Annotated in this window: 18 protein-coding genes; 4 read left to right on the forward strand and 14 right to left on the reverse strand. The window is 56.5% G+C overall.

What is annotated here, in order from left to right:
• Positions 1-15: 15 nt before the first annotated feature.
• From H151_RS0108770 to H151_RS0108805, 8 genes are all read right to left on the reverse strand, one after another.
• The gene (locus H151_RS0108770; RefSeq protein ID WP_019961288.1) at positions 16-1,038 is read right to left on the reverse strand and encodes a patatin-like phospholipase family protein; all 1,023 of its coding nucleotides are present in this window, start codon (positions 1,036-1,038) and stop codon (positions 16-18) included.
• Between the two features lie 26 nt (positions 1,039-1,064).
• On the reverse strand, positions 1,065-1,895 hold the full coding sequence (locus H151_RS0108775) for a 3-hydroxybutyrate dehydrogenase (protein ID WP_019961289.1): 831 nt from the start codon (positions 1,893-1,895) through the stop codon (positions 1,065-1,067).
• 134 nt (positions 1,896-2,029) lie between these two features.
• On the reverse strand, positions 2,030-2,812 hold the full coding sequence (gene yaaA, locus H151_RS0108780; RefSeq protein ID WP_019961290.1) for a peroxide stress protein YaaA: 783 nt from the start codon (positions 2,810-2,812) through the stop codon (positions 2,030-2,032).
• Positions 2,813-2,912: 100 nt separating this feature from the next.
• Entirely contained in the window at positions 2,913-4,325 is a 1,413-nt protein-coding gene (locus tag H151_RS0108785) for an FAD-binding oxidoreductase (RefSeq protein WP_019961291.1), read from the reverse strand.
• Between the two features lie 39 nt (positions 4,326-4,364).
• Complete coding sequence (locus tag H151_RS0108790) at positions 4,365-4,688, reverse strand: GrlR family regulatory protein (RefSeq protein ID WP_019961292.1); 324 nt, start codon at positions 4,686-4,688, stop codon at positions 4,365-4,367.
• Between the two features lie 62 nt (positions 4,689-4,750).
• Positions 4,751-5,728, reverse strand: a complete 978-nt coding sequence (locus tag H151_RS0108795) for an L-threonylcarbamoyladenylate synthase (protein WP_019961293.1) — start codon at positions 5,726-5,728, stop codon at positions 4,751-4,753.
• A gap of 639 nt (positions 5,729-6,367) precedes the next feature.
• Positions 6,368-6,922: a YceI family protein gene (locus H151_RS17050; RefSeq protein ID WP_019961294.1), complete on the reverse strand. Its 555-nt coding sequence runs from the start codon at positions 6,920-6,922 to the stop codon at positions 6,368-6,370.
• A gap of 4 nt (positions 6,923-6,926) precedes the next feature.
• Complete coding sequence (locus H151_RS0108805) at positions 6,927-7,532, reverse strand: cytochrome b (RefSeq protein WP_019961295.1); 606 nt, start codon at positions 7,530-7,532, stop codon at positions 6,927-6,929.
• Positions 7,533-7,849: 317 nt separating this feature from the next.
• Here H151_RS0108805 and H151_RS0108810 point away from each other — a divergent pair, with 317 nt between their 5' ends.
• Entirely contained in the window at positions 7,850-9,640 is a 1,791-nt protein-coding gene (locus H151_RS0108810) for an acyl-CoA dehydrogenase (protein WP_019961296.1), read from the forward strand.
• A gap of 28 nt (positions 9,641-9,668) precedes the next feature.
• Entirely contained in the window at positions 9,669-10,802 is a 1,134-nt protein-coding gene (locus H151_RS0108815; RefSeq protein ID WP_019961297.1) for a M14 family metallopeptidase, read from the forward strand.
• Positions 10,803-11,026: 224 nt separating this feature from the next.
• Here the strand turns inward: H151_RS0108815 and H151_RS0108820 are convergent, their stop codons facing one another.
• Positions 11,027-12,532, reverse strand: a complete 1,506-nt coding sequence (locus tag H151_RS0108820; RefSeq protein WP_019961298.1) for a S10 family peptidase — start codon at positions 12,530-12,532, stop codon at positions 11,027-11,029.
• Positions 12,533-12,719: 187 nt separating this feature from the next.
• Here H151_RS0108820 and H151_RS0108825 point away from each other — a divergent pair, with 187 nt between their 5' ends.
• A complete protein-coding gene (locus H151_RS0108825; RefSeq protein ID WP_019961299.1) occupies positions 12,720-13,616 on the forward strand; it encodes a 23S rRNA (adenine(2030)-N(6))-methyltransferase RlmJ in 897 nt (298 codons plus the stop codon).
• Positions 13,617-14,151: 535 nt separating this feature from the next.
• On the opposite strand, the gene H151_RS0108830 is transcribed toward H151_RS0108825, so the two are convergent.
• Positions 14,152-15,417, reverse strand: a complete 1,266-nt coding sequence (locus tag H151_RS0108830) for a multidrug effflux MFS transporter (RefSeq protein WP_019961300.1) — start codon at positions 15,415-15,417, stop codon at positions 14,152-14,154.
• Between the two features lie 250 nt (positions 15,418-15,667).
• Between H151_RS0108830 and H151_RS0108840 the strand changes: the two genes are divergently transcribed.
• Positions 15,668-16,909 (forward strand): hypothetical protein, encoded by a 1,242-nt coding sequence (locus tag H151_RS0108840; protein ID WP_019961301.1) that lies wholly within the window; start codon positions 15,668-15,670, stop codon positions 16,907-16,909.
• On the opposite strand, the gene ychF is transcribed toward H151_RS0108840, so the two are convergent.
• From ychF to H151_RS0108860, 4 genes are all read right to left on the reverse strand, one after another.
• Complete coding sequence (gene ychF, locus H151_RS0108845; RefSeq protein WP_019961302.1) at positions 16,910-18,007, reverse strand: redox-regulated ATPase YchF; 1,098 nt, start codon at positions 18,005-18,007, stop codon at positions 16,910-16,912.
• Between the two features lie 115 nt (positions 18,008-18,122).
• Positions 18,123-18,749, reverse strand: a complete 627-nt coding sequence (gene pth, locus H151_RS0108850) for an aminoacyl-tRNA hydrolase (RefSeq protein WP_026353930.1) — start codon at positions 18,747-18,749, stop codon at positions 18,123-18,125.
• A 93-nt stretch (positions 18,750-18,842) separates the two neighbouring features.
• Positions 18,843-19,454: a 50S ribosomal protein L25/general stress protein Ctc gene (locus H151_RS16005; RefSeq protein WP_019961304.1), complete on the reverse strand. Its 612-nt coding sequence runs from the start codon at positions 19,452-19,454 to the stop codon at positions 18,843-18,845.
• 157 nt (positions 19,455-19,611) lie between these two features.
• Positions 19,612-20,544 carry a ribose-phosphate pyrophosphokinase gene (locus H151_RS0108860; RefSeq protein ID WP_019961305.1) on the reverse strand — a complete coding sequence of 311 codons (933 nt, stop codon included), beginning with the start codon at positions 20,542-20,544 and terminating at the stop codon, positions 19,612-19,614.
• Between the last annotated feature and the right edge of the window lie 58 nt (positions 20,545-20,602).

Raw genomic sequence — 20,602 nt, forward strand, 5'->3', positions numbered from 1 at the left:
ATACAGTGAATGAATTTACTCTGCTGCCTCAGCCATTAAAAAATCCGTATTAAGATCAATGGTTGAGGTCTGTCCGATCTGATCTGCGCAATTGTTCAACCAGTTAAACGCAGCCTTGCGCCCCAGATCGCGCAGTTCAATCAAGAAGTGCCATTCGGTATTATACTTACTGGCCGCCGGGTAATCGCGCATCTCATCATCCGCCTTGATGGAGTGGACGAGCATATCGCGCAGGCGGGCTTTCTTGGGGTCTTTCAACAGATCATTGCGGATCAGGTCTTTGACGAAGGCAATCGCGCGCAGTTCAGCCAGCAGCGAGGCGTTGAACGTGATCTCATGGACCCGGTTCATAATGTCTTCAGGCGTTTTGGGTGTGCCGGGGCGCTCTAAGGGATTGATATGCACGATCACCAGATCGGCGGGAGTGTCGGCATAAAAAAGCGGCCAGAGCGTGGGATTGCCCGTGAAGCCGCCATCCCAATAGGGGCGCTGATCAATCTTAACCGCTTGGGAGAGGAAGGGCAGGCACGCCGAAGCGAGGACCGCATCACGGGTGACCTCGCGGCCCTGAAAAACCCGCGCGCGACCATCTTCGACCCCGGTTGCGGTGATGAAAAGCTGGGTCTCGCGACAAGCATGCACGGCGTCAAAATCAATTTGATCGCTTAGAATCTCTCGCAAAGGATTGATGTCATAAGGGTTGACGTCATAGGGGCTGGTCAGGCGCGCCAAGGCATCAAGCCAGGGAAACCAGGTAAAGCCTTGCGTTGGTCGAATTAAGGGGCGAAAGGGCGCTCCTGCGCGCGAAACCGCTTTCCAGAAGCGTTCCAGGGCGGCGCGCGCGCCCTCAATTCCGCCCTCATAGCGCCCTTGGGCAAAGGCCACCGCATTCATCGCCCCGGCACTGGTTGCGGTGATGGCGCGCGGATCCAGGCGGCCATCGTCTAGAATCGCGTCCAAAACGCCCCAGGTGAATGCGCCATGGGCACCTCCGCCTTGCAGGGCCAGGGAAATCGGCTTGGCGGGTGTGCGGGCCATGGTGGGCCTCCTATCCTAATGCGGGCCTATTGTGCGACCCAGCCCCCATCGACGCTGAGATGGGTGCCATTGGTCGAGGCCCCGCTTTCAGAAACCAGATAAAGGAGGGCACCGACCAGCTGGTCATATTCAACGAATTTCTTGGTCGGCTGGGCGGACAGCATGACATCGCGCACGACGGCCTCTTCACTGATACCACGCGCTTTGGCGGTATCCCCGATTTGTGCGTCCACCAAGGGGGTGCGCACATAGCCCGGACAGATCGCATTGACGGTGGTGCCATGCTCAGCCAGCTCTAGGGCCACAGTTTTCGTCAGCCCTAAAATGCCATGCTTGGCCGCAACATAGGCCGCTTTAAAGGGGGAGGCGACCAGGGCATGGGCAGAGGCGAGATTGACAATGCGCCCGCGCCCCTGGGCCTTCATGATGGGCGTGGCATGCTTAATGGTGTGGAAGGCTGAGGTGAGATTGATCGCGATGATCGCATCCCATTTTTCGGTTGGGAAATCCTCAATCTTGGCGACGTGCTGAATGCCCGCATTATTCAAAAGAATATCCAGACGGCCAAATTCAGACTTGGCATAGCCAACCAGGTCTTCAATCTCATCGGGTTTGAGCATATTGGCCGAGTGATAGCGCACCTCAACCCCATAGGTTTTGGCGATATCGGCGCGTAGCGCCTCGATCTCGTCGTGATCGCCTAACCCATTGAGGATGATATTCGCCCCATTCGCCGCCAGTCCCTTGGCCAGAGCCTCGCCAATGCCTGAGGTGGATCCGGTGATAAGGGCGGTTTGACCGCGAAGGTCGACGCTCAGTCCTGAGGCGGTCTGGCCTGAAACCTTATGGCCTGGCATGCTCTGGCTCCTACGCTGTTTTTATGGCGCTAGCGTGCTGGTTTTTGTGCACGTGCGAAGTGGGGCGATCCTATCGAAGACTTGCCCCCTTGCCAACGCCGATTTAGTTAACTTCAACGCTTGATGAAGATAGCTTACGTCTTTTTTTCCGGTTGGGGACGGGTGAACAACAGTGTGCCGGGTTTAGCCCCCTCACCTTGGAAGCGATATCCGCCGGAGGTAAATGCCTTAAGATCTTCTAAGCTTTCAGGCTTTTCCTCAATAATCCAGCGCGCCATCATCCCGCGTGCTTTCTTGGCGTACACCATAAGGGCGCGCAATTGCCCGTTCTTTTCCTCTTTGAAGTCGCAGGCGATGACCGGAGTTTTGAGGGCTTTGGGCCGTGCGGCCTTGGCATATTCATTTGAGGCCAGATTGACGATCAAGGGATGAGGATCGGCCTTGGCCAATTCATCCAGATGGGCGCGAATATCATCGCCCCAGAAGTCATAAAGCGTGTTGCCCTTTGGATTTTTCAGGCGCGTGCCCATTTCCAGACGATAGGGCTGAATGGCATCCAAAGGCCGCAGCGCGCCATAAAATCCCGAAAGAATGCGCAGATGATCCTGCGCCCACTGAAGATCGGTTTCGCTTAAGGTCTCGGCCTCCAGCCCGCGATAAACTTCCCCATTGAAGGCGAGGGCGGCGGCCTTCAGGCCCTCATTGGCTTGGGGGTGAAAGGCTTTGAAGCGCTCTACATTCAAGGTGGCGAGATCATCGGAAATCCCCATCAAGTCTTTTAAATCTTGCGCCTTTAAGTTTGCCGTGACCTTCGACAAGGCTTCGGTCCGCGCCATGAAGGCGGGCCGGGTTGTCGCCAGCTCTTCACGCTGGGGTTCGAAATTCAGGGCCTTGGCGGGGGATAACAGAATCAGCATCGCATACTCCTTCTTTGCTCAAGGAGATACGGTCGAAGGGCGCGAAGTCCAAGGGGGACAGCGGCCCTGGACGCAGAGATCTGTGCGTAAAAGAGCTAAGCTACAGCAAAATCCGCGGATTCATAATCCCATGGGGGTCAAGCGTGGCCTTGATGGCCTTCATGACGCTCACGCGTTCGGGGTAACGATCGGCCAATTCCTGACGCTTTAAAATCCCGATGCCATGTTCAGCGGAGATGGAGCCGCCATAATGATCAACCTGATCATAAATAAAGGCGGTGGCGTCTTTACACGCTTCGATAAAATCCTCTTCCGCGCCGGGGGCCTGGCGGGTCAGATTATAATGCGCATTGCCATCGCCAACATGGCCAAAGGCGACGATTTGTGCGCCGGGCACCATGGCCTCGACCTTGGGGGTCACTTGGGTCAGGAAATCTGCCATACGCGAGACGGGTACTGAAATATCATGCTTGGCGGCCTTGCCATGGGCCTTCTCGCCTTCAGGAATGCTCTCGCGCAGGCCCCAGAACTGTGCCATTTGAGCTTGGGATTGGGCGATGACGCCGTCCTCGATCAAGCCGCGCTCAAAGCCGTCTTCTAAACCGGCTTGCATCAAAATCTCGGCGCGCTCCGCCTCACCAGAGGTCACCTCCATCAGGACGCACCAGGGATGAGAGCTCTCAAACGGTAGGCGCGTGCCGGGCACATGCTGGGTCACCAGCTCCAAGGCGCGCCAGGGCATCAGCTCAAAAGCGCAAACCCCGCCGCCGGTCAGCTCTTTCATGCGCGCCAGAAGGTCGACCGCATTATGGGGCGTGGCCACGCCCAACAAAGCGACCGCGCGCGAGGCCGGACGGGCAAAAAGCTTCAAAGTCGCAGCCGTGATCACGCCCAGCGTGCCCTCCGCCCCGATCAGCAATTGCTTCAAATCATAGCCGGTATTGTTTTTGCGCAGCCCAGAGAGGTCATCAATCACACTGCCATCGGGCAGTACCGCTTGCAGGCCCAAAACCAGATCGCGCATCATGCCATAGCGCAGCACATGGACCCCACCGGCATTGGTGGAGATCAGCCCGCCGATCATAGCTGAACCTTGTGAGCCGAGCGAGAGCGGGAACAGGCGATGAGCCTTTGCGGCGTGGTTTTGGATCGTCTCCAAAATTGCCCCGGCTTCGCAGGTTAGCGAATCATTGATCGGATCCACCGCCTGGATCTGGTTCATACGCTTCAGGCTTAACAAGACCTCGCCTTGCGGGGTCGAGCCCCCCACCAGGCCGGTATTGCCGCCCTGCGGGGTGATTGCGATCTTGTGATGATGGCAGGCCGCGACGATGGCTTTGACTTCGTCCAGCGTTGAAGGCTTGAACAGGATGGGGCTGTGACCACGATAGCGCCCGCGCCAATCGGCGCTTAAGGGCGCGATCTCATCGCCCTCACGGCTCCAGGCCTGAGGCGGTAAGATGTCGAGGAGGGGCGCAAGGCCAGCGGGCAGGGCGGTGTCGTGTGTGCTCATGCAGCACAGTGTGCCGCGCGCGCAAAAAAAATCCAGTCTTTAATCGACAGCTTTGGTCAAAGTTGCTTCAAAGCGTAAAGATGGGGCACGCGTTGCCCGCCCATTGAAAATCACCGGGTCGCTGCCGGATTTACCCTCCAGGGTCAGATCAAATTCCTCGATATCGCCAAACACTGATTGGCTGACCGGATTATGCTGCTTAACCGTGATCTGGGCGATGATTTTCTTGCCGTTATCTTCAACGCTGCCGAAATAATACATCCCGGAATCGCCGCCATAGACTTTGCCGTCCTGGATCATAATCACGCCGGAGCTTTGATCCAAAGGCGTTTTGAAATCGGCGATATAAAGACCATTATCCATACGCATACGTCCAAACAGCGGCTGAGAATTACACTTAAGCACGCCAACGCTAGGAACAAGGTCTAAAGGATCTCTTTGGGTGCAGCGGCGCGGATCAGGCGATCATTGATCGCTTCGCCCAGTCCGTCAAATGGAATGGGGGCGACGCTGATGGTAAGGCCATGACGGTCCAGCGCTTTTAAAGATGCAAACAAAGTGCTCGCCGCCTCAACCAGGTTCTGGGTGGGGGAGAGATTGATCATCGGACCGGTAAAATTGTCCGGACTTTGACCGAAGGCCAGATAGGCCTCCCCGGGGCGTGGATGCTGGGCGTTCAGCCTCATGGCGACGCTGGGCGCGTAATGGCTTTTCAGCATGCCGGGCGCGCGCGGCGCCCCGCCTTCCCCGGCGGCTTTTAACGGCCCGGTGATCGCCTCGATCTGGGCGCGATCCAATCCGCCGGGTCGTAGAAGTGTGACTTCATCGCCCTCAACGGCCAGGATGGTGGATTCCAGGCCCACGGGGCAGGTGCCACCATCGAGGACCAGCGCCAGAGCGTCTCCAAAACCTTCGCCGACATGTTGAGCCGTTGTCGGACTGATCGTGCCCGACGGATTGGCACTGGGCGCAGCTAAAGGGCAATCGAGCGCTTTGACCAGGGCGCAAATCGCGCTGGAGCGCGGCCATCGCACCGCCAGCGTATCCAGGCCCGCCGTGACGAGATCACAGACCTGGGCGTCATCGCGCTTAGGACCAACCAAGGTCAAAGGCCCCGGCCAAAAGGCATCGGCCAGACGCACCATCATCGGGGAAAACACGATCAGGGCGCGTGCGCGCTCCAAGCTATCAACATGGGCGATGAGGGGATTGAATTGCGGCCGGCCTTTGGTTTGATAGATCCGCGCCACACCTTCGGGCAGATCGGCGCGCCCGGCCAGGCCATAGACGGTTTCGGTGGGCACACCCACCACCCCGCCCGCTTGTAAAATATCAGCGGCTTGGCGCAGGGCGTCTTCATCATTATGGGGCCGAATGGCGCAGGGCATCTGGGGTGCGTGCATGGCCAGGCTTTTACGCGCAAGCCCCGATGGCGGCAAGGGGGCTTAGCGGGGAGGGAAATATCAACGTGTCATCCCGGCTAAGCGTGTCGACCCTGACGAAAACTCTAAGCGTGTCATCCCGGCCTTGAGCCGGGATCTATTACGATTTCTGGCAAGGTTTATAGATCCCGGATCTCACTAGATAATGCGCTACCGCCTATCGGCGACTTGAGCGCTACCGCTTGGCCGGGAACCTGGTTGCGAGGTTTACAGCAACGCGGCCCTGGACGTGATCCGGGGCCCATCGACCCCAAAGGGGTTGCGAGCGCGAATGCGCGCCCGCAGCGTCAGCGAGGATTGGGATAACTGGGCGATCAGCCCGCAGGGCACTCGTCCTCAAGTAGGCAAAGCCGATAGGGCATTAAAGACGTGCCCGTCCGCAGCGTCGCGAAGAACTTTAAAGAAAGCGCGGCCCCGGACTTGATCCGGGGTCCATGTATTATCCTGTCACCCCAAACTTGATTTGGGGTCCATGCCGGACGGGTTGAGCTTGGTTCTGGTCGACCAGAATAATCATAAAGTTCACGGCATGGATGCCAGATCAAGTCTGGCATGACAGAAAGGGTCCATCAGAACCCTAGCCGCGACGCAGAAGAGTATCTATTGCGCGCGGTCAGCCTCGATATGGATGTTCAGCGTAATTGTCGCGGCGGCAGAGCCCCAACCCGCAGCCCCTACGCCAAATTCAGCGCGCTGGATGACCAGTTCACCATTGGCAATGGCGCGATCGCCTTCAATTTCCAAGGTGAAGGGCAAAATGGCGGGCTGGCTATGATCTTTAATGGTCAAAATCCCTTGGGCTTCATAGCCCGTCTCGGTTTTGACAACGCGCTCAGAGACAAAACGGGCTTCGGGATGGGCGGTGATATCAAGGCCCGCCCCGCCCACCATTGCGCTTTGATAATCGGACTTGGCAATATGACCGGAGCCGGTTTGAACAACCGCATCAATATGGGCGGTGCTGAGATCATCAGGGTTCAGTGTAATCGCGGCGTCAAATTCGCTAAACCGGCCTATCACTTCTTCACTCGAGACATGGGTCGTTAGGCGTAGGAGTGAGGCGTCTTTATCAACGATCCAGTCCTGGGCGAAGCTAGCCGGAGCCAACAGGCAGGCCCAGGCAAGGGCGGTTAACAGCGTTGAGTGTGAAGCCATAGTTTTATCTTTCATCATCAGCGGCGTGGGTCTTTGGTGCAGGCACGAAGGGGATCATGCGCGCCAGATTGCCGTCTTTATCCAGGAATTGGTGTTTCAGCGCTGCGCCCACATGAAGGCCCAGCAAGATCAGAATGACCCAGCCCGATGCGCCATGAAGCGATCCGGCAAGCTCTTCAAAGCCTTCAGTCTGGGGCACGGGCAGGCGCGGTAGGGTCAGAGCGGAATTGAACAGCTTGGTTGGGAATTGCCCGGCAGAGGCCGTGATCCACCCCATGATGGGGGCCCCGATCATCACGCCATAGAAAGCGAAGTGAACGCCGTGCGCGGCCAGCTTTTCATAGGGTTTTAAAGTCGGCGACAGGGGCGGCGGGGTATGCATCAAGCGCCAGCCCAAACGCGCCAAAGACAACAGTAAAATCGCGATGCCAGTGGTTTTGTGCCAGTTATAAACGGCCTCCACCGTGGTGAAGGGCACTTCACCGGCGAAGGCTTGATCGCGAATATCTTCCATCCACCAGCCATAAAACACCATGGCGGTGATCAAAATCGCAATGATCCAGTGAAAGGCCATGGCGATTGTGGAATAGCGTTGAAACGGTGCAGACATAGCGACCTCCTTGCCTGTTTAACCATCTAGGATAAAGGCCCCAACAATAAAAGGCCATTCACACGCCCTTGATCGCCCTTTATGCCGCAGGTCTCGTAAAAGGTGAGGTTTTTTCATAATTATCATAGGGTTGGTTGATTTGTGCATGCGCGTCACGACACTGTTTCCACATTTTGAGCCAGAAAAATAACCTTCACGGTTAAATCAGGGCTCCCGGTGGGAAAAAATATCGCTATGGTCTGGGCTTAGATGCGCCCTGAGCCAACAGGGCCACCCCATAGACGCCCCCATTCTATAAGGTCGAGGAGAACCCCATCATGAGTTATCGTGCGCCGGTCCGCGATATTCGTTTTTGCCTGGAAGAGATTGCCGCGATTGATGGTTTGAAAGCCACCGGGGCCTTTCCCGAGTTTAGCGAGGATCTGACCCGTGCGGTACTAGATGAAGCCGCAAAGCTGGCCAATGATGTCATCGCACCAACCAATTGGGCCGGTGACCGCGAGGGCTGTACGTTAAAAGACGGCGAAGTGACCACGCCGACGGGATTCAGAGACGCCTATAGCGCTTTCGTCGAAGGCGGTTGGCAGGGCATTTCCGCGCCCACCGATCATGGCGGTATGGGCCTTCCGCGCGCGCTGGGTGCGGCGCTGATGGAAATGTTGCAAAGCGCGAATATGGCCTTTGGCTTGGGGCCCATGTTGTCGCTGGGCGCGATCAATGCGCTGATTGCCCACGGGACACCCGAACAACAGGCGATGTATCTGCCGAATATCGTCTCTGGCACCTGGAGTGCGACGATGAATTTGACGGAGCCTCAGGCCGGGTCGGATGTCGGCGCGCTGCGCACCAAGGCGGAGCCTAATCCCGATGGCAGCTGGGCGATCACGGGCCAAAAGATCTATATCACCTGGGGTGAGCATGATTGCGCGGAAAACATTATCCATCTGGTCTTGGCGCGCACCCCGGATGCGCCGGCGGGTACCAAGGGCATTTCGCTCTTCCTCGTGCCGAAATTCCTGGTGAATGCTGACGCGAGCCTGGGCGAGCGTAACGCTGTGAAGGCCATCGGGCTGGAGCATAAGATGGGTATTCATGGTTCACCCACCTGCACGATGGACTATGCCGGGGCCAAAGGCTGGTTGATCGGGCCGGAGCAGGGCGGCATGCGCGCCATGTTCACCATGATGAATGATGCGCGCCTACATGTCGGGGTCCAAGGCGTGGGCATTGCAGAGCGGGCCTATCAGCGCGCGCTGGCCTATGCGCAAGAACGCCGTCAGGGCCGCGCGATTGTGGGCGAAGGGGACGCCCCGCATGCGATTATTGATCATCCTGATATTCGTAGAAGCCTTTCCATCATGAAGGCCAAGATCGAGGCGGCGCGCGCGCTCTGCTTCCATACCGCCGTTGAAGCCGACATGGCCGAGCACCAAGACGATGAAGAAGAGCGCGCCTGGGCCAAGCGCCGCGAGGCGTTGTTGACCCCGCTGGCGAAAGCCTGGTCGACCGATATTGGCGTTGAGGTCAGCTCGCTGGCCCTGCAAATTCATGGCGGGATGGGTTATATCGAGGAGACGGGTGCGGCCCAGCATTACCGCGATGCGCGTATTGCCCCGATCTATGAAGGCACCAATGCCATTCAGGCCATTGACCTGGTCGGGCGCAAGCTCTCCATGGAAAATGGTCTCGCCTTTGAAGAATTGATCGAGGATATCCAGCAGACGGTGGAAGATTGTGCGACCTCGTCTAATGAGGATCTTCATTATCTCGCCAATCGCTTAGGCCCTGCGGCAGAAACCCTGAACGCTGGCGCACGATGGTTGCTGAGCGCCAGCGAGGACGATCGCCTGATCGGGGCGACACCGTTCTTGAAGCTGGCTTCAGAAGTCACCGGCGGCTGGTTATTGTGCGTTGGTGCAGTCGCGGCGCAACGCCTGTTGAAGGATGAGAGCGCTGAAAGTGATGAGGATTATGCACAAGCGCGTATTGATTTAGCCTACATCTATAGCGAAGTGGTATTGGCCCACACGCCCTGTGCCTTGAGCGAGATTCGCTTGGGCGCGGAAAGTGTGTTTGAGCCCGGGCGCTTCATGCTCGAAAGCCAGTAACGCGTTAAAAGACTAAGAGGATTTGTCCATGCGTATTTCAAGTGCCTTTGATGGTGGCAATATTGTTTGCCTCAACGATTCTCATCTGTCTGACATCCAGCTTGAAATCCGCCCGGATAATAATTCGCATTATTTTCAATGGTTTTACTATCGCTTGGTCGGGGCCAAGGGTGAAGCCTGCACCATGAATATCCTCAATGCCGCCAAGTCCGGCTATCCGGGCGGGTGGGAAGGCTATCGCGCTGTTGCCTCCTATGACCGACAGCATTGGTTCAGGGTGGCGACCCGCTATCTCAACGGCGTTCTGACGATCAGCCATACGCCAGAAAGCGATAGTGTATATTACGCCTATTTCGCGCCCTATTCGATGGAACGCCATGCGGATTTGGTCGCGAAAACGCTGGAACATCCTCTGGCCGAGCTGATCGTTTTGGGCCAAACGCTCGATGGGCAGAATATCGACTTGATCCGCATTGGTGAGCCAGGTGCAGGCAAGAAAGTCTGCTGGATCATCGCGCGCCAACATCCCGGTGAAACCATGGCCCAGTGGTGTATGGAAGGCTTTCTTGATCGTTTGCTCTATAGTGAAGATCAAGAGGCGATGCGCCTGCGTGATGAGGCGGTCTTTTATGTCGTGCCGAATATGAACCCGGATGGATCACGGCGCGGGCATTTGCGCACCAATGCGGCGGGTACCGATCTTAATCGCGAGTGGCAAGAGCCGAGCCTGGACAAAAGCCCTGAGGTGTATCACGTCCTGCAAAAAATGAAGGACACCCGTCCTGATTTCTGCCTGGACATGCATGGCGATGAGGTGATCCCCAATAACTTCATTGCGGGTGCGGAAGGCATTCCCGATTGGACCAATCGTCTGGCCGATCAGCTGGAAAGCTTTAAAGACGCCTTCAAGGCGGCAACGCCGGAGTTCCAGACCGAAGAAGGTTATCCTGTGGATGCGCCCGGCCAAGCCAATATGAAAGTCGGGGCCAATGCGATGGCGCAATATTTTGATTGCCTCGCGATGACACTGGAAATGCCCTTCAAAGACACGCGCGAAACCGCTGATGAGATTGAAGGCTGGTCGCCCAAGCGCTCCGCGCAATTGGGCCAGGATGTCATCACCGCCATGGCTGCAGTGTGGGATAAATTGGGTAAGGCGTAGGGCGGTTTGTGCTTATGGACCCCGGATCAAGTCCGGGGCCGCGTTGATGCTGAACGACCACCGGGTTCCCGGCCCTGAGCCGGGATCCACCCTATTCCTCGCTTCGCTGCGGACCGCGCTTCTTCAATGCCCTAACGGCTGTCGCCTACTTGAGGGCGTTCGCGCTTGCGGGCCAGTGGCCGGATTTACCCCTCCCCCGCGAGCGGGGGAGGGGTGTATCGGCTTTATTGTCCAGCGACGATGAAGTCACGAATATCGCGCGACAGCGCCTCGATTGAGGGCTGGTGCAGATACATCATATGCCCGGCTTCATAATAGGTCAGGGTTACGCGGTCCTGATCATAATAGGGCTGGTTGAACAGCATTTCGGTGGCAAAGAAGGGCGTGGCCAAATCATAATAGCCATTGGCCGCCAAAACGCGCAGATCATGGTTCTGGCGCATGGCATCTTGTAACATGGGCGCAACATTGACATAGCGCCCGCGCCCGCCGGCCTGACCGCCATCCTGGTTCCAACCGGCAAAGACCGAGCCTGACAGCGTATTATATCGCTCGGTCATATCGACCCCGATCTCGCGGGTGAAATAGTCGAGCATCGCCCCGGTATAGGCCGCATCAATCCCGGCGGCGGAGGGGTCATTGCTGGCGCTATCTTGGACGCCATCGGGCTCTGGCCCGGTGAAGCGGCTATCCAAACGGCCCACGGACAAGCGCTCATCACGGCGCAGTTCACGCATGAAGCGGAACAAAGGCACGCGCAGGTTCGATCCCTCGATATAAGCCTGGCTGAGCCCAGTAAAGGCGGAGAGGCGCGCAGCGATCTGGCGCTGATCGGCGTCACTCAAAGTTACGCCATGGACCAAGGCGGGCAGGTAATCATTGACCGCAAAGGCGCGCGCATCATCCAGGAAGGCGTTGAAGTTATTGTTCCACTGGGCCTTATTGACCTTGTCATGATACCAGGCGGTCGCCGCATAACCGGGCATCAAGCCGACATAGCCGATATCATTACCCGGATCGGTGGCATCCAGTCCGAAGTTCAACACCACAGAGATGAGACCAACGCCATTGATGGCAATATCATTCCATCCCCCTTCCAGCTGGCCTAACAGGGCGGCGATCCGGGTGGTGCCATAGCTTTCGCCCAAGAGATATTTCGGCGAGTTCCAGCGCTTGTTTTCGGTCAGCCACAGGCGAATAAATTCTGCCAGCGAGCGGGCATCTTCTTGCACGCCCCAATAATCGGCAGTATCGCCCTCATTGATGGTGCGGCTCCACCCGGTGCCAACGGGATCGATAAAGACCAGATCGGCAACATCCAGAATCGACAGCGAATTTTCTGCGATGGTGAAGGGTGCTGCGCCATCATCGGCCGGATCACTGGGCAGGATAACCCGCTTAGGCCCGAACACACCCATATGCAGCCAGAGCGAGGCAGAGCCCGGACCCCCATTGAAGATGAAGGCCACCGGACGGGCCGGATCGGTCACATCAGAGCGGATATAGGTGGTTGCGAAAATGACTGCACTTTCATCGCCCTCATCATTTTTCAAAACGGTTTCACCGGCCTTGACACGATAGCGCACGCGCTCACCACCGACGGTGATTTGACCTGTGGTTTCATAGATGTGCGGCTCATAGGCGTTGGATGCGCCGTCTTGAGCCCGCGCTCCGGTCAGGCCAAAAAGCGCGATGGCCCCGGCCGCCAGGATTTGGCGTAAAGCTGACATGTCTCACTCCCCGTATGCTATAACATTAGTGCAAACCTTAACGGGTGTTTTTGAAATTGCGAACTCAAACTTCTGTAAGGTTTGGGTGCGCGCAAAAGTGTGTGTAAGAAAGTCTTGGGCAAACCGGCTCAAACACGTCATAAGCGCGAGCTGAAATTTTGCCGACCCTGAAGGATCTGGAGCGTCTATGAATTACCGTCATGCCTTTCACGCGGGCAATTTTGCCGACATTCTAAAGCATGTTGTCTTGAGCTTGTGTTTTGAGCATTTGAAGAAAAAACCTCAGGCCTTTCGTTATATCGACAGCCATTCTGGCATTGGGGTTTATGACCTGAGCGGGGATGAAGCCCAACGCAGCCCTGAATGGCGCGACGGCATTGCGCGCCTGGTGGCGCAAACGACGATTCCCAAAGGCCCCAAGAGCGTGCTGCGCCCTTATCTCGACGCGGTGAAAAGCCTCAATAAAGGCGCTGAGCTGAGCCATTATCCGGGCTCACCCGGTCTGGCGGCGGCGATGATGCGTGATATTGACCGCGCGCATTTGTGCGAACTGCATGAGGCGGACGCCAAAACCCTGGATGCGCGCTTTGCCAAAGACGCCCGGATCAAGGTGGAAAAGCGCGATGGCTATAAGGCTTTGCCGAAAATTTTACCGCCGCGGGAAAAGCGCGGCGTGGTGCTGGTCGATCCCCCATTTGAGCATCGCGATGAAATGGCCCATATGGCCGAGGCCGCGATCAAAGCCTTTGAGGCCTGGCCCACGGGCACCTTCATTTTCTGGCGACCTTTGAAGGATTTATGGGCGCAGGAGCGCTTTGATGTCGGCTTTGCAGAATGGCTGATCGCCGAGAAACAAGTCCTGCCGGAGAAGGTTCTGCGCGCGGATCTATGGGTGCGTGATCTGGAAAGCGAAGGCCGGCTGGCTGGCGCTGGGGTGTTTATCGTCAACCCGCCCTACACCTTGGAAGACGATTTGGTGACGCTGTTACCATGGCTGAGTGAGTTGCTCGCTCAAGGTGAGGGCGCAGGCTGGCGCGTTGATGGCGGCTTCACTGAAGAAAGCCTGACCACGGAAGAGTTTTAAGGCTGCTTCTAATGGCACCAGACGCTTTGCATCGGCCACAAAGTTGAAAGAATTAAACTGTCATCCCCGACTTGATCGGGGATCTATGTCCCACAAGGGCAAACTCAATAGATCCCGGGTCGCGCTCACGCTTGCCCGGGATGACAGTAGGGTTTTAGCTGCGGGCGCGTAGGGGCACATGCGAACCCTTTGGGTTTGAATATGTCATGCCAGACTTGATCTGGCATCCATGCCGTGAGCTTGGGCCTAAAATCTGATTGACCAGAACCAGGTTCACCCCGTCCGGCATGGACCCCAAATCAAGTTTGGGGTGACAGGTATGAGACCTGTCCTCCCCTGCGTAGCGGGGGAGGTGGCCTGAAAGGCCGGAGGAGGGGGCGGTTTTGGACCCCGGATCAAGTCCGGGGCCGCGTAAAGGTCTAACTCTAAGCGGGTTCCCGGACGAGCTTTAGCGAGATCCGGGATCCATAAACATAGCCATCACGCTCAATAGGTCCCGGCTCAAGGCCGGGATGACAGGTTTGATTGTCAGTTTTTAAGCCGCCTCATCCTTTTGCACGGCTTCATAAACGCCTTCACCAAATAACCGCCCACGCTCGGTCCAGAGGACTAATATGATCGCAGCAACACCCATAATCACTTGCCCGGTCACGAAGGGCAGCACCGAGCCATTATAGAGCGCGCCAATAATAGACCCGATGGCGGCCCCGGCGACCGCTGTGGCGGAGCCGAAAAGCGCCGCCGCTGTACCGGCATGATGGCCCGCAGGCTCCATCACCAGGGCGGAGAAATTGGCTCCTAAGAGGCCGAACATCATCAAAGTGCCTGCAATCCCGGCATAGAAGACCCAGAAGGGGGGCTCGCCCAGGGTGAAGGTCCATAAAGTGACGCTGAGATTGATGACGATAAAGCCGACCAAGGCCCCATGGGACAGGCGGCGCATGCCCACACGCTCGACCAGCTTGGCATTAAGGATATTGGTCACCATCAGGCCCAGGGCAATCCCGGCGAAGGCCAGCGGAAAACGTGCACCCAGATGATATTTCTCGCCCAGCATCTGATCGGCCAGAGAGATGAAAGAGAACAGCGAGCCAAAGACAAAGCAGCTCGCCAACAGATAGCCCAATGTGATCCGGTTCTGCATCACGATCCAATAGCCTTTAAGCGCGGAGCCTAAGGAGAGGGGCGTGCGGTCTTCTACGGCGCGCGTTTCAGGCAAGCGGAAATAGGACCAGACGAGCAGGCCCGCACCCGCGATGAAGAGGGCGATGAAAATCCAATGCCAATCGGCGATGAATAAAATGCCTTGGCCGATGCTGGGGGCCAGGATCGGCGCGGCCATGAATACCGTCATAGCGATGGAGAAAACTTGCGCCATTTTGCGGCCCGATACGCTGTCGCGGATCACGGCCATGGCGATCACTCGCGTCCCGGCTGAGGCGACACCCTGAAGGGCGCGCGCAACCAGCATCCAGGTCAGATCATGGACCATGAAACACAAAAGGGTCGCGATCAAATACCCGACCAGGGAGACGAGCAAGGTGGCGCGCCGGCCCACGGCATCGGCAATCGGGCCGTAAAACAGCTGGGAAATGCCAAAACCAAAGATATAGGCGGTAATCATCAAGGGGCGCTGATGCTCACTGGCCCCAATCGTATCGCCAATAGTTTTTAAAGCGGGCAGAACGATATCAATAGAGAGCGCATTCATCGCCATAAAGGCGGCGGTCAGCGCAATAAGTTCCCATAGCGCCAGGGTTTTCACCGGACGTTGGGGTGAAGGGGTAGAGACTTTGGACACGGGGCTAAACGCCTTAATTCAAGAGAATAAAAAGATAACCAAAGATCCCGCCAGTGCTTTGGCAAGGACTTAGAATCCACCCATAGGCGGGTTCATACGCACATAAAGCCGGGACCGCCGCCATTCAAGACCCAGACCTGTAAAGGGTTTATGGATCATCACGGCCCTCACGCGGATGGGGAAGGATCGGTTAAGCCGAATGACCGATGATTTTACCTCTATTCTTATAATGATAGGGGAAGTGATATCCATGTCCTGGTCTGGATTTGTCCTTAATGAACTTGAGCGCCGCTTGCGTGAAAGTAAGGACTTATCATTAGGACAATTTCAAATCATCAATCTAGACCTGATCAAGGCCAAGGCCGGCGGGCGCTGGTCCAAGGTTAAGCAGCGTGTGATGGATGTCAGTGAGGCATTCATTGAAAAACGCTTGTTACCCGGTGACATGGTGTTGCGCTGCGCCGATGCGTTTATGGTGATTTATGATCCTGTACGTGCCGATGAAGCCGACGCGCGCACCCAAGGCATATCCATGGCACTTAACGCCTTTTATCTGGGCGATGAGATATTGAATAGTTTGGGTATTGTCTCCAAAGCTGTCACCTTGGATGCGCGGGGATTACAAGAATTGCTTGGGGCTTTCAACCCGCCGGATACGGAAATTGAAAAGGGTCACGAAGAACACCCCGCCAGTGCCTTATTGCCTGATCTTGACGATTACGACATGGAAACTGAACTGCGCGAGAGCCGAAAGATCGTGTTCTTGCCGGTGTGGGATTCTCATAAGCAATTAATAGGCACTTATTTTTGCGAGGCTCAGCGTGAAGATGGTGATCGCAATCTCTATGGCAGTGAGACTTTAATGGGTCATACCGAGCTGAAATTTATGTTTGATCTGGATAAGCAGGTTTTGATGAGCGCGGCGCTGGGCTTCAAAAAAGTGTGGGAGACGGGCGCGAAATGCTCGATTTCCATTTCTGCACATTATGATGTTTTGGCCGGGCGTGATACGCGGATCGAATATATTGAAATGCTGGGAAAAATTCCAGAACGTATGCGCAAATACCTCTATGTGCGCGTCAATGACACCCCGCCCGGTGCCCCGATGAGCCGCTGTCAGGAGGTGTTTCGCTGTCTGCATGGCAAGGTCGCGGCCGTTTTGGCCCATCTCGCCCTGGGTAAGAATAAAGCGGAACAATTTGAAGGCTGCGGGGTGAAGATTTTTGGCTTTCACCAGCCTAATCCGCGCTTCATCAATGGCTTTACCAAAGAGGAGGACAGCTTTGTCAAAGTCCTCACCACCAAGGCCGCGCAATTTGGCGCGCAATCCTATATGACACGCACCCACAATTTATTGACGATGGAACAGGCGAGGGAGCGCGGGGTGCGCTTTTTCAGCGGCGATATCATCGGGCCAGCGCAAGACAAGCCCGATGCACCGCGTCTGGTCGCGCAAGAGGCGCTACAGCGTTACTATGAATTGCCGTGCTGATTAGACGTTGAATTTAAACAGCATCACATCGCCGTCCTGGACGATATATTCCTTGCCCTCTTGGCGTAGCTTACCGGCTTCGCGCGCACCGGCTTCACCGTTTAGCGCGACGAAATCGTTATAGGCGGTGGTTTCAGCGCGGATGAAGCCGCGCTCGAAATCGCCATGGATGACGCCGGCGGCTTGGGGGGCTTTCCAGCCCTTGCGAATGGTCCAGGCGCGGGCCTCTTTGGGACCGGCGGTGAAATAGGTTTGAAGGCCCAACAATTCATAGCCTGCGCGGATCAAACGGCTTAGGCCGGGCTCTTCCAGGCCCAATTCACCGAGATATTCGCTGCGCTCTTCATCATCGAGCAGGGCCAGCTCAGACTCGATCTTGGCTGAAATCGTGACGCTGATCGCGCCTTCTTCCTTCGCCCGCTCGTCAACCTGTTTAGAGAACGCATTGCCGGTGGCTGCGCTCTCTTCATCGACATTAGCGATGAACATGACGGGCTTGGTGGTCAATAATTGCAGCATGCGCCATTCGCGCACCAGATCCTCAGGCACATCGGCTTTACGCGCGGGGCGACCTTCGCGCAATTGCTCCAGCGCCAGATCAATCAAGGTCAAAGTGGCCTTCGCGTCTTTATCGCCGGTCTTGGCTTTCTTCTCGGTATTGGTGCGGCGTTTTTCCAGGCTTTCCATATCGGCCAGCATCAGCTCGGTCTCGACGGTTTCGAAATCGGCCAGCGGATCAACCTTGCCGTTGACGTGGGTGATGTCATCGTCTTCGAAACAGCGCAGCACATAAAGAACCGCATCGGTCTCGCGAATATTGGCCAGGAATTGATTGCCCAGACCTTCGCCCTTGGAGGCCCCGGCGACCAGACCCGCAATGTCGACGAAATTCATGCGCGCGGGTACGATTTCTTTTGACCCGGCGATTTTGGCAATTTCAAACAGGCGCGGTTCGGGCACGGCGACATCGCCCACATTAGGCTCAATCGTACAGAAGGGATAATTGGCCGCCTGGGCCGCGGCCGTCTGGGTCAGCGCGTTGAACAGGGTCGATTTACCCACATTGGGAAGGCCCACAATACCGCATTTAAAACCCATAATCGTCGTCCTGATCTGTGCCGCGCGCCGCTGGCGCGTGTGTCGTTGGAAAGCTGGCTCCAGCCTATAGGGGCAATGGAGCGGGGAAGGAAGTCTGGGGCTGCATTTGGCGGGCCTAGTCCGCCTCGCGCGCCTTGGCATTGCGTTGCAAGGGGGCATCGGGGGCCGGGGCCAGATGGGTCACCTTGGTCTGAAACTGATCGACATCGCCGTCCAGCAAAAGCGGGATGGCGCGCGCAATCGCATCAAGAAGATCATCGCGCCAGGGTTCCTCGGCCTTGGCAAAATCGCTCAAGACATGGCCGGTGACTTTATTCTTATCGCCGGGATGACCGATCCCGATACGCCCGCGCTGAATATCTGGGCCAAGATGGGCAATCGTAGAGCGCAAACCATTATTGCCGCCATGGCCGCCGCCTCGTTTGAAGCGAAACTTTCCCGGGGTCAGGTCCAGCTCGTCATGGAAAACCGTCACATCTTCAGCGCCGGATTTATAAAAATCGACGGCGGCGCGCACGGCATTGCCGGAATCGTTATAAAAAGTTTGTGGCTTCAGCAGCAACACCTTGACCCGGCCCTTGGGCGTATCTATGGCCCCTTCGCAGGTCAAACCCTGAAAGCGTGCGCGCCAAGGCCCTAAGCGATAATGATCCGCGATCACATCCAGGGCCATAAAGCCGACATTATGGCGATTGCGGGCATATTTATCGCCGGGATTTCCCAATCCAACCAGGATCTTCATAAGGGCCCCTTTGAGCGTAGGTGGAGGGTGCATTTCAGACATAAAAAAACGGCCCGTATCCATAGGACACGGGCCGTTTTAAAGCAAATCGCCTTATTCTTCGGCTTCGCCGTCTTCCTCGCTCGTGGCAGCTTCAGTTGCTGCACGAGAGCCTTGGATGGTAGCGACCGTGAAGTCACGATCTTTGATCGTGGTCGCGGTGCCTTCAGGCAATGTCACAGAAGAGATGTGGATGGTGTCGCCGATTTCAGCGCCGCTGAGGTCCACAACGATTTCTTCTGGGATTTTGTCGGCTGGGCAATCAAGCTCAACCGTATGACGTACGACGTTAAGCACGCCGCCACGCTTCAAGCCTGGAGATTTCTCTTCATTGGCAAAGTGCACAACCACCTCAACAGAGATGATTTCGCCTTCTTCCACGCGCAGCAGATCAACGTGCATAGGCTGATCCGTAACAGGGTGGAATTGAACGTCGCGGGCAATTACAGGCTGTTTCTCGCCATTATGGTCAATGGTGACCATGTGAGAGAGGAATTTGCCAGAATTGATGGCCTTCACCAGCTCGTTACGCTTCAAATTGATGGCGATAGAGCCGCGTGGGCCGCCGTAGATTACGCCAGGAATTAACCCGTCACGGCGCGCCGCGCGGGCACCGCCGGTGCCGGTGGTCTCGCGCACATCGACGGAAAGAACGATATCGCTCATCGGTTCGGTCCTTCGAACATTGTTTTACAAAAGCGAACGCCGCCGTTTGGCGGCGTTCGTATTAAAGCTGTCATAGCTTTAATTCGAGCAGCGGCTATTAGCTTATCTCAAAGCCTAAGGCAATGGTATCTTTCCGCGCTCGAACAGTTGATAGGCTCTAATCAAACAGTTTAGAGACCGATTCATCATTGGCAATCCGGCGGATAGCCTCACCCAGCAAGGGGGCGACTGAGACCGTGCGGATATTGCAGTCCGCGGTCAGTTTTTGGCTTAAGTCAATGGAATCGCACACAACCAGCTCTCTCATCACCGAAGCCTTGATGCGTTCAACGGCCTTACCAGAGAGCACGCCATGGGTGATATAGGCTGAAACTTCGGTTGCGCCTTCATCAATCAGGGCTTGGGCTGCGTTACACAGCGTGCCGCCCGAATCGACGATGTCATCAAAAATGATACAGCGACGCCCTTTAACATCACCGATGATATTCATCACCTCAGAGACCCCGGCTTTGGGACGACGTTTGTCGATGATGGCAATATCTGCGCCCAGGCGGGCCGCCAAAGAGCGCGCGCGCACCACACCGCCGACATCAGGCGAGACGATCAGCAGATTTTCGACATCGTAATGGGCGCGAATATCTTTTTCGATCACCGGGGTGGCGAACATATTGTCCGTGGGGATGTCAAAGAAGCCTTGGATTTGACCGGCATGGAGATCCAGGGTCAAAACCCGGTGCACCCCGGCCTTGGCGATCATATTGGCGACCAGCTTGGCGGTAATCGGCGTACGGCCGCCGGTTTTGCGGTCCTGACGGGCATACCCGAAATAGGGGATCACGGCCGTGATGCGCCGTGCACTGGCGCGCGATAGCGCATCGGTCATGATCAGCAATTCCATCAAATGATCATTGGCCGGATTTGAGGTCGGCTGGATGATGAAGGCATCCTGACCGCGCATATTCTCATCAATGCGCACGAACAGCTCGCCATCGCTGAACTGTTCGATGTCCACATTGGAAAGGGGCGCATCCAGATAATCCGCGATCGCTTTTGCCAAGCCGCGATTGGCGTTTCCGCACATCAGTTTCATGGGGCATTCCTTGGTCAGCGTGAAGGTCGTTTGGCGCGGCTCATATCAAAGCCACGAC

Source organism: Woodsholea maritima DSM 17123, assembly GCF_000382325.1.
In the GTDB taxonomy this organism is placed as follows: Bacteria; Pseudomonadota; Alphaproteobacteria; order Caulobacterales; family Maricaulaceae; genus Woodsholea; species Woodsholea maritima.

Coding starts and splice junctions, on each gene's coding strand:
- H151_RS0108770 (WP_019961288.1), bottom strand. CDS start 1,038: ATGGCCCGCACACCCGCCAAGCCGATTTCCCTGGCCCTGCAAGGCGGA.
- H151_RS0108775 (WP_019961289.1), bottom strand. CDS start 1,895: ATGCCAGGCCATAAGGTTTCAGGCCAGACCGCCTCAGGACTGAGCGTC.
- yaaA (WP_019961290.1), bottom strand. CDS start 2,812: ATGCTGATTCTGTTATCCCCCGCCAAGGCCCTGAATTTCGAACCCCAG.
- H151_RS0108785 (WP_019961291.1), bottom strand. CDS start 4,325: ATGAGCACACACGACACCGCCCTGCCCGCTGGCCTTGCGCCCCTCCTC.
- H151_RS0108790 (WP_019961292.1), bottom strand. CDS start 4,688: ATGGATAATGGTCTTTATATCGCCGATTTCAAAACGCCTTTGGATCAA.
- H151_RS0108795 (WP_019961293.1), bottom strand. CDS start 5,728: ATGCACGCACCCCAGATGCCCTGCGCCATTCGGCCCCATAATGATGAA.
- H151_RS17050 (WP_019961294.1), bottom strand. CDS start 6,922: ATGGCTTCACACTCAACGCTGTTAACCGCCCTTGCCTGGGCCTGCCTG.
- H151_RS0108805 (WP_019961295.1), bottom strand. CDS start 7,532: ATGTCTGCACCGTTTCAACGCTATTCCACAATCGCCATGGCCTTTCAC.
- H151_RS0108810 (WP_019961296.1), top strand. CDS start 7,850: ATGAGTTATCGTGCGCCGGTCCGCGATATTCGTTTTTGCCTGGAAGAG.
- H151_RS0108815 (WP_019961297.1), top strand. CDS start 9,669: ATGCGTATTTCAAGTGCCTTTGATGGTGGCAATATTGTTTGCCTCAAC.
- H151_RS0108820 (WP_019961298.1), bottom strand. CDS start 12,532: ATGTCAGCTTTACGCCAAATCCTGGCGGCCGGGGCCATCGCGCTTTTT.
- H151_RS0108825 (WP_019961299.1), top strand. CDS start 12,720: ATGAATTACCGTCATGCCTTTCACGCGGGCAATTTTGCCGACATTCTA.
- H151_RS0108840 (WP_019961301.1), top strand. CDS start 15,668: ATGTCCTGGTCTGGATTTGTCCTTAATGAACTTGAGCGCCGCTTGCGT.
- ychF (WP_019961302.1), bottom strand. CDS start 18,007: ATGGGTTTTAAATGCGGTATTGTGGGCCTTCCCAATGTGGGTAAATCG.
- pth (WP_026353930.1), bottom strand. CDS start 18,749: ATGAAGATCCTGGTTGGATTGGGAAATCCCGGCGATAAATATGCCCGC.
- H151_RS16005 (WP_019961304.1), bottom strand. CDS start 19,454: ATGAGCGATATCGTTCTTTCCGTCGATGTGCGCGAGACCACCGGCACC.
- H151_RS0108860 (WP_019961305.1), bottom strand. CDS start 20,544: ATGAAACTGATGTGCGGAAACGCCAATCGCGGCTTGGCAAAAGCGATC.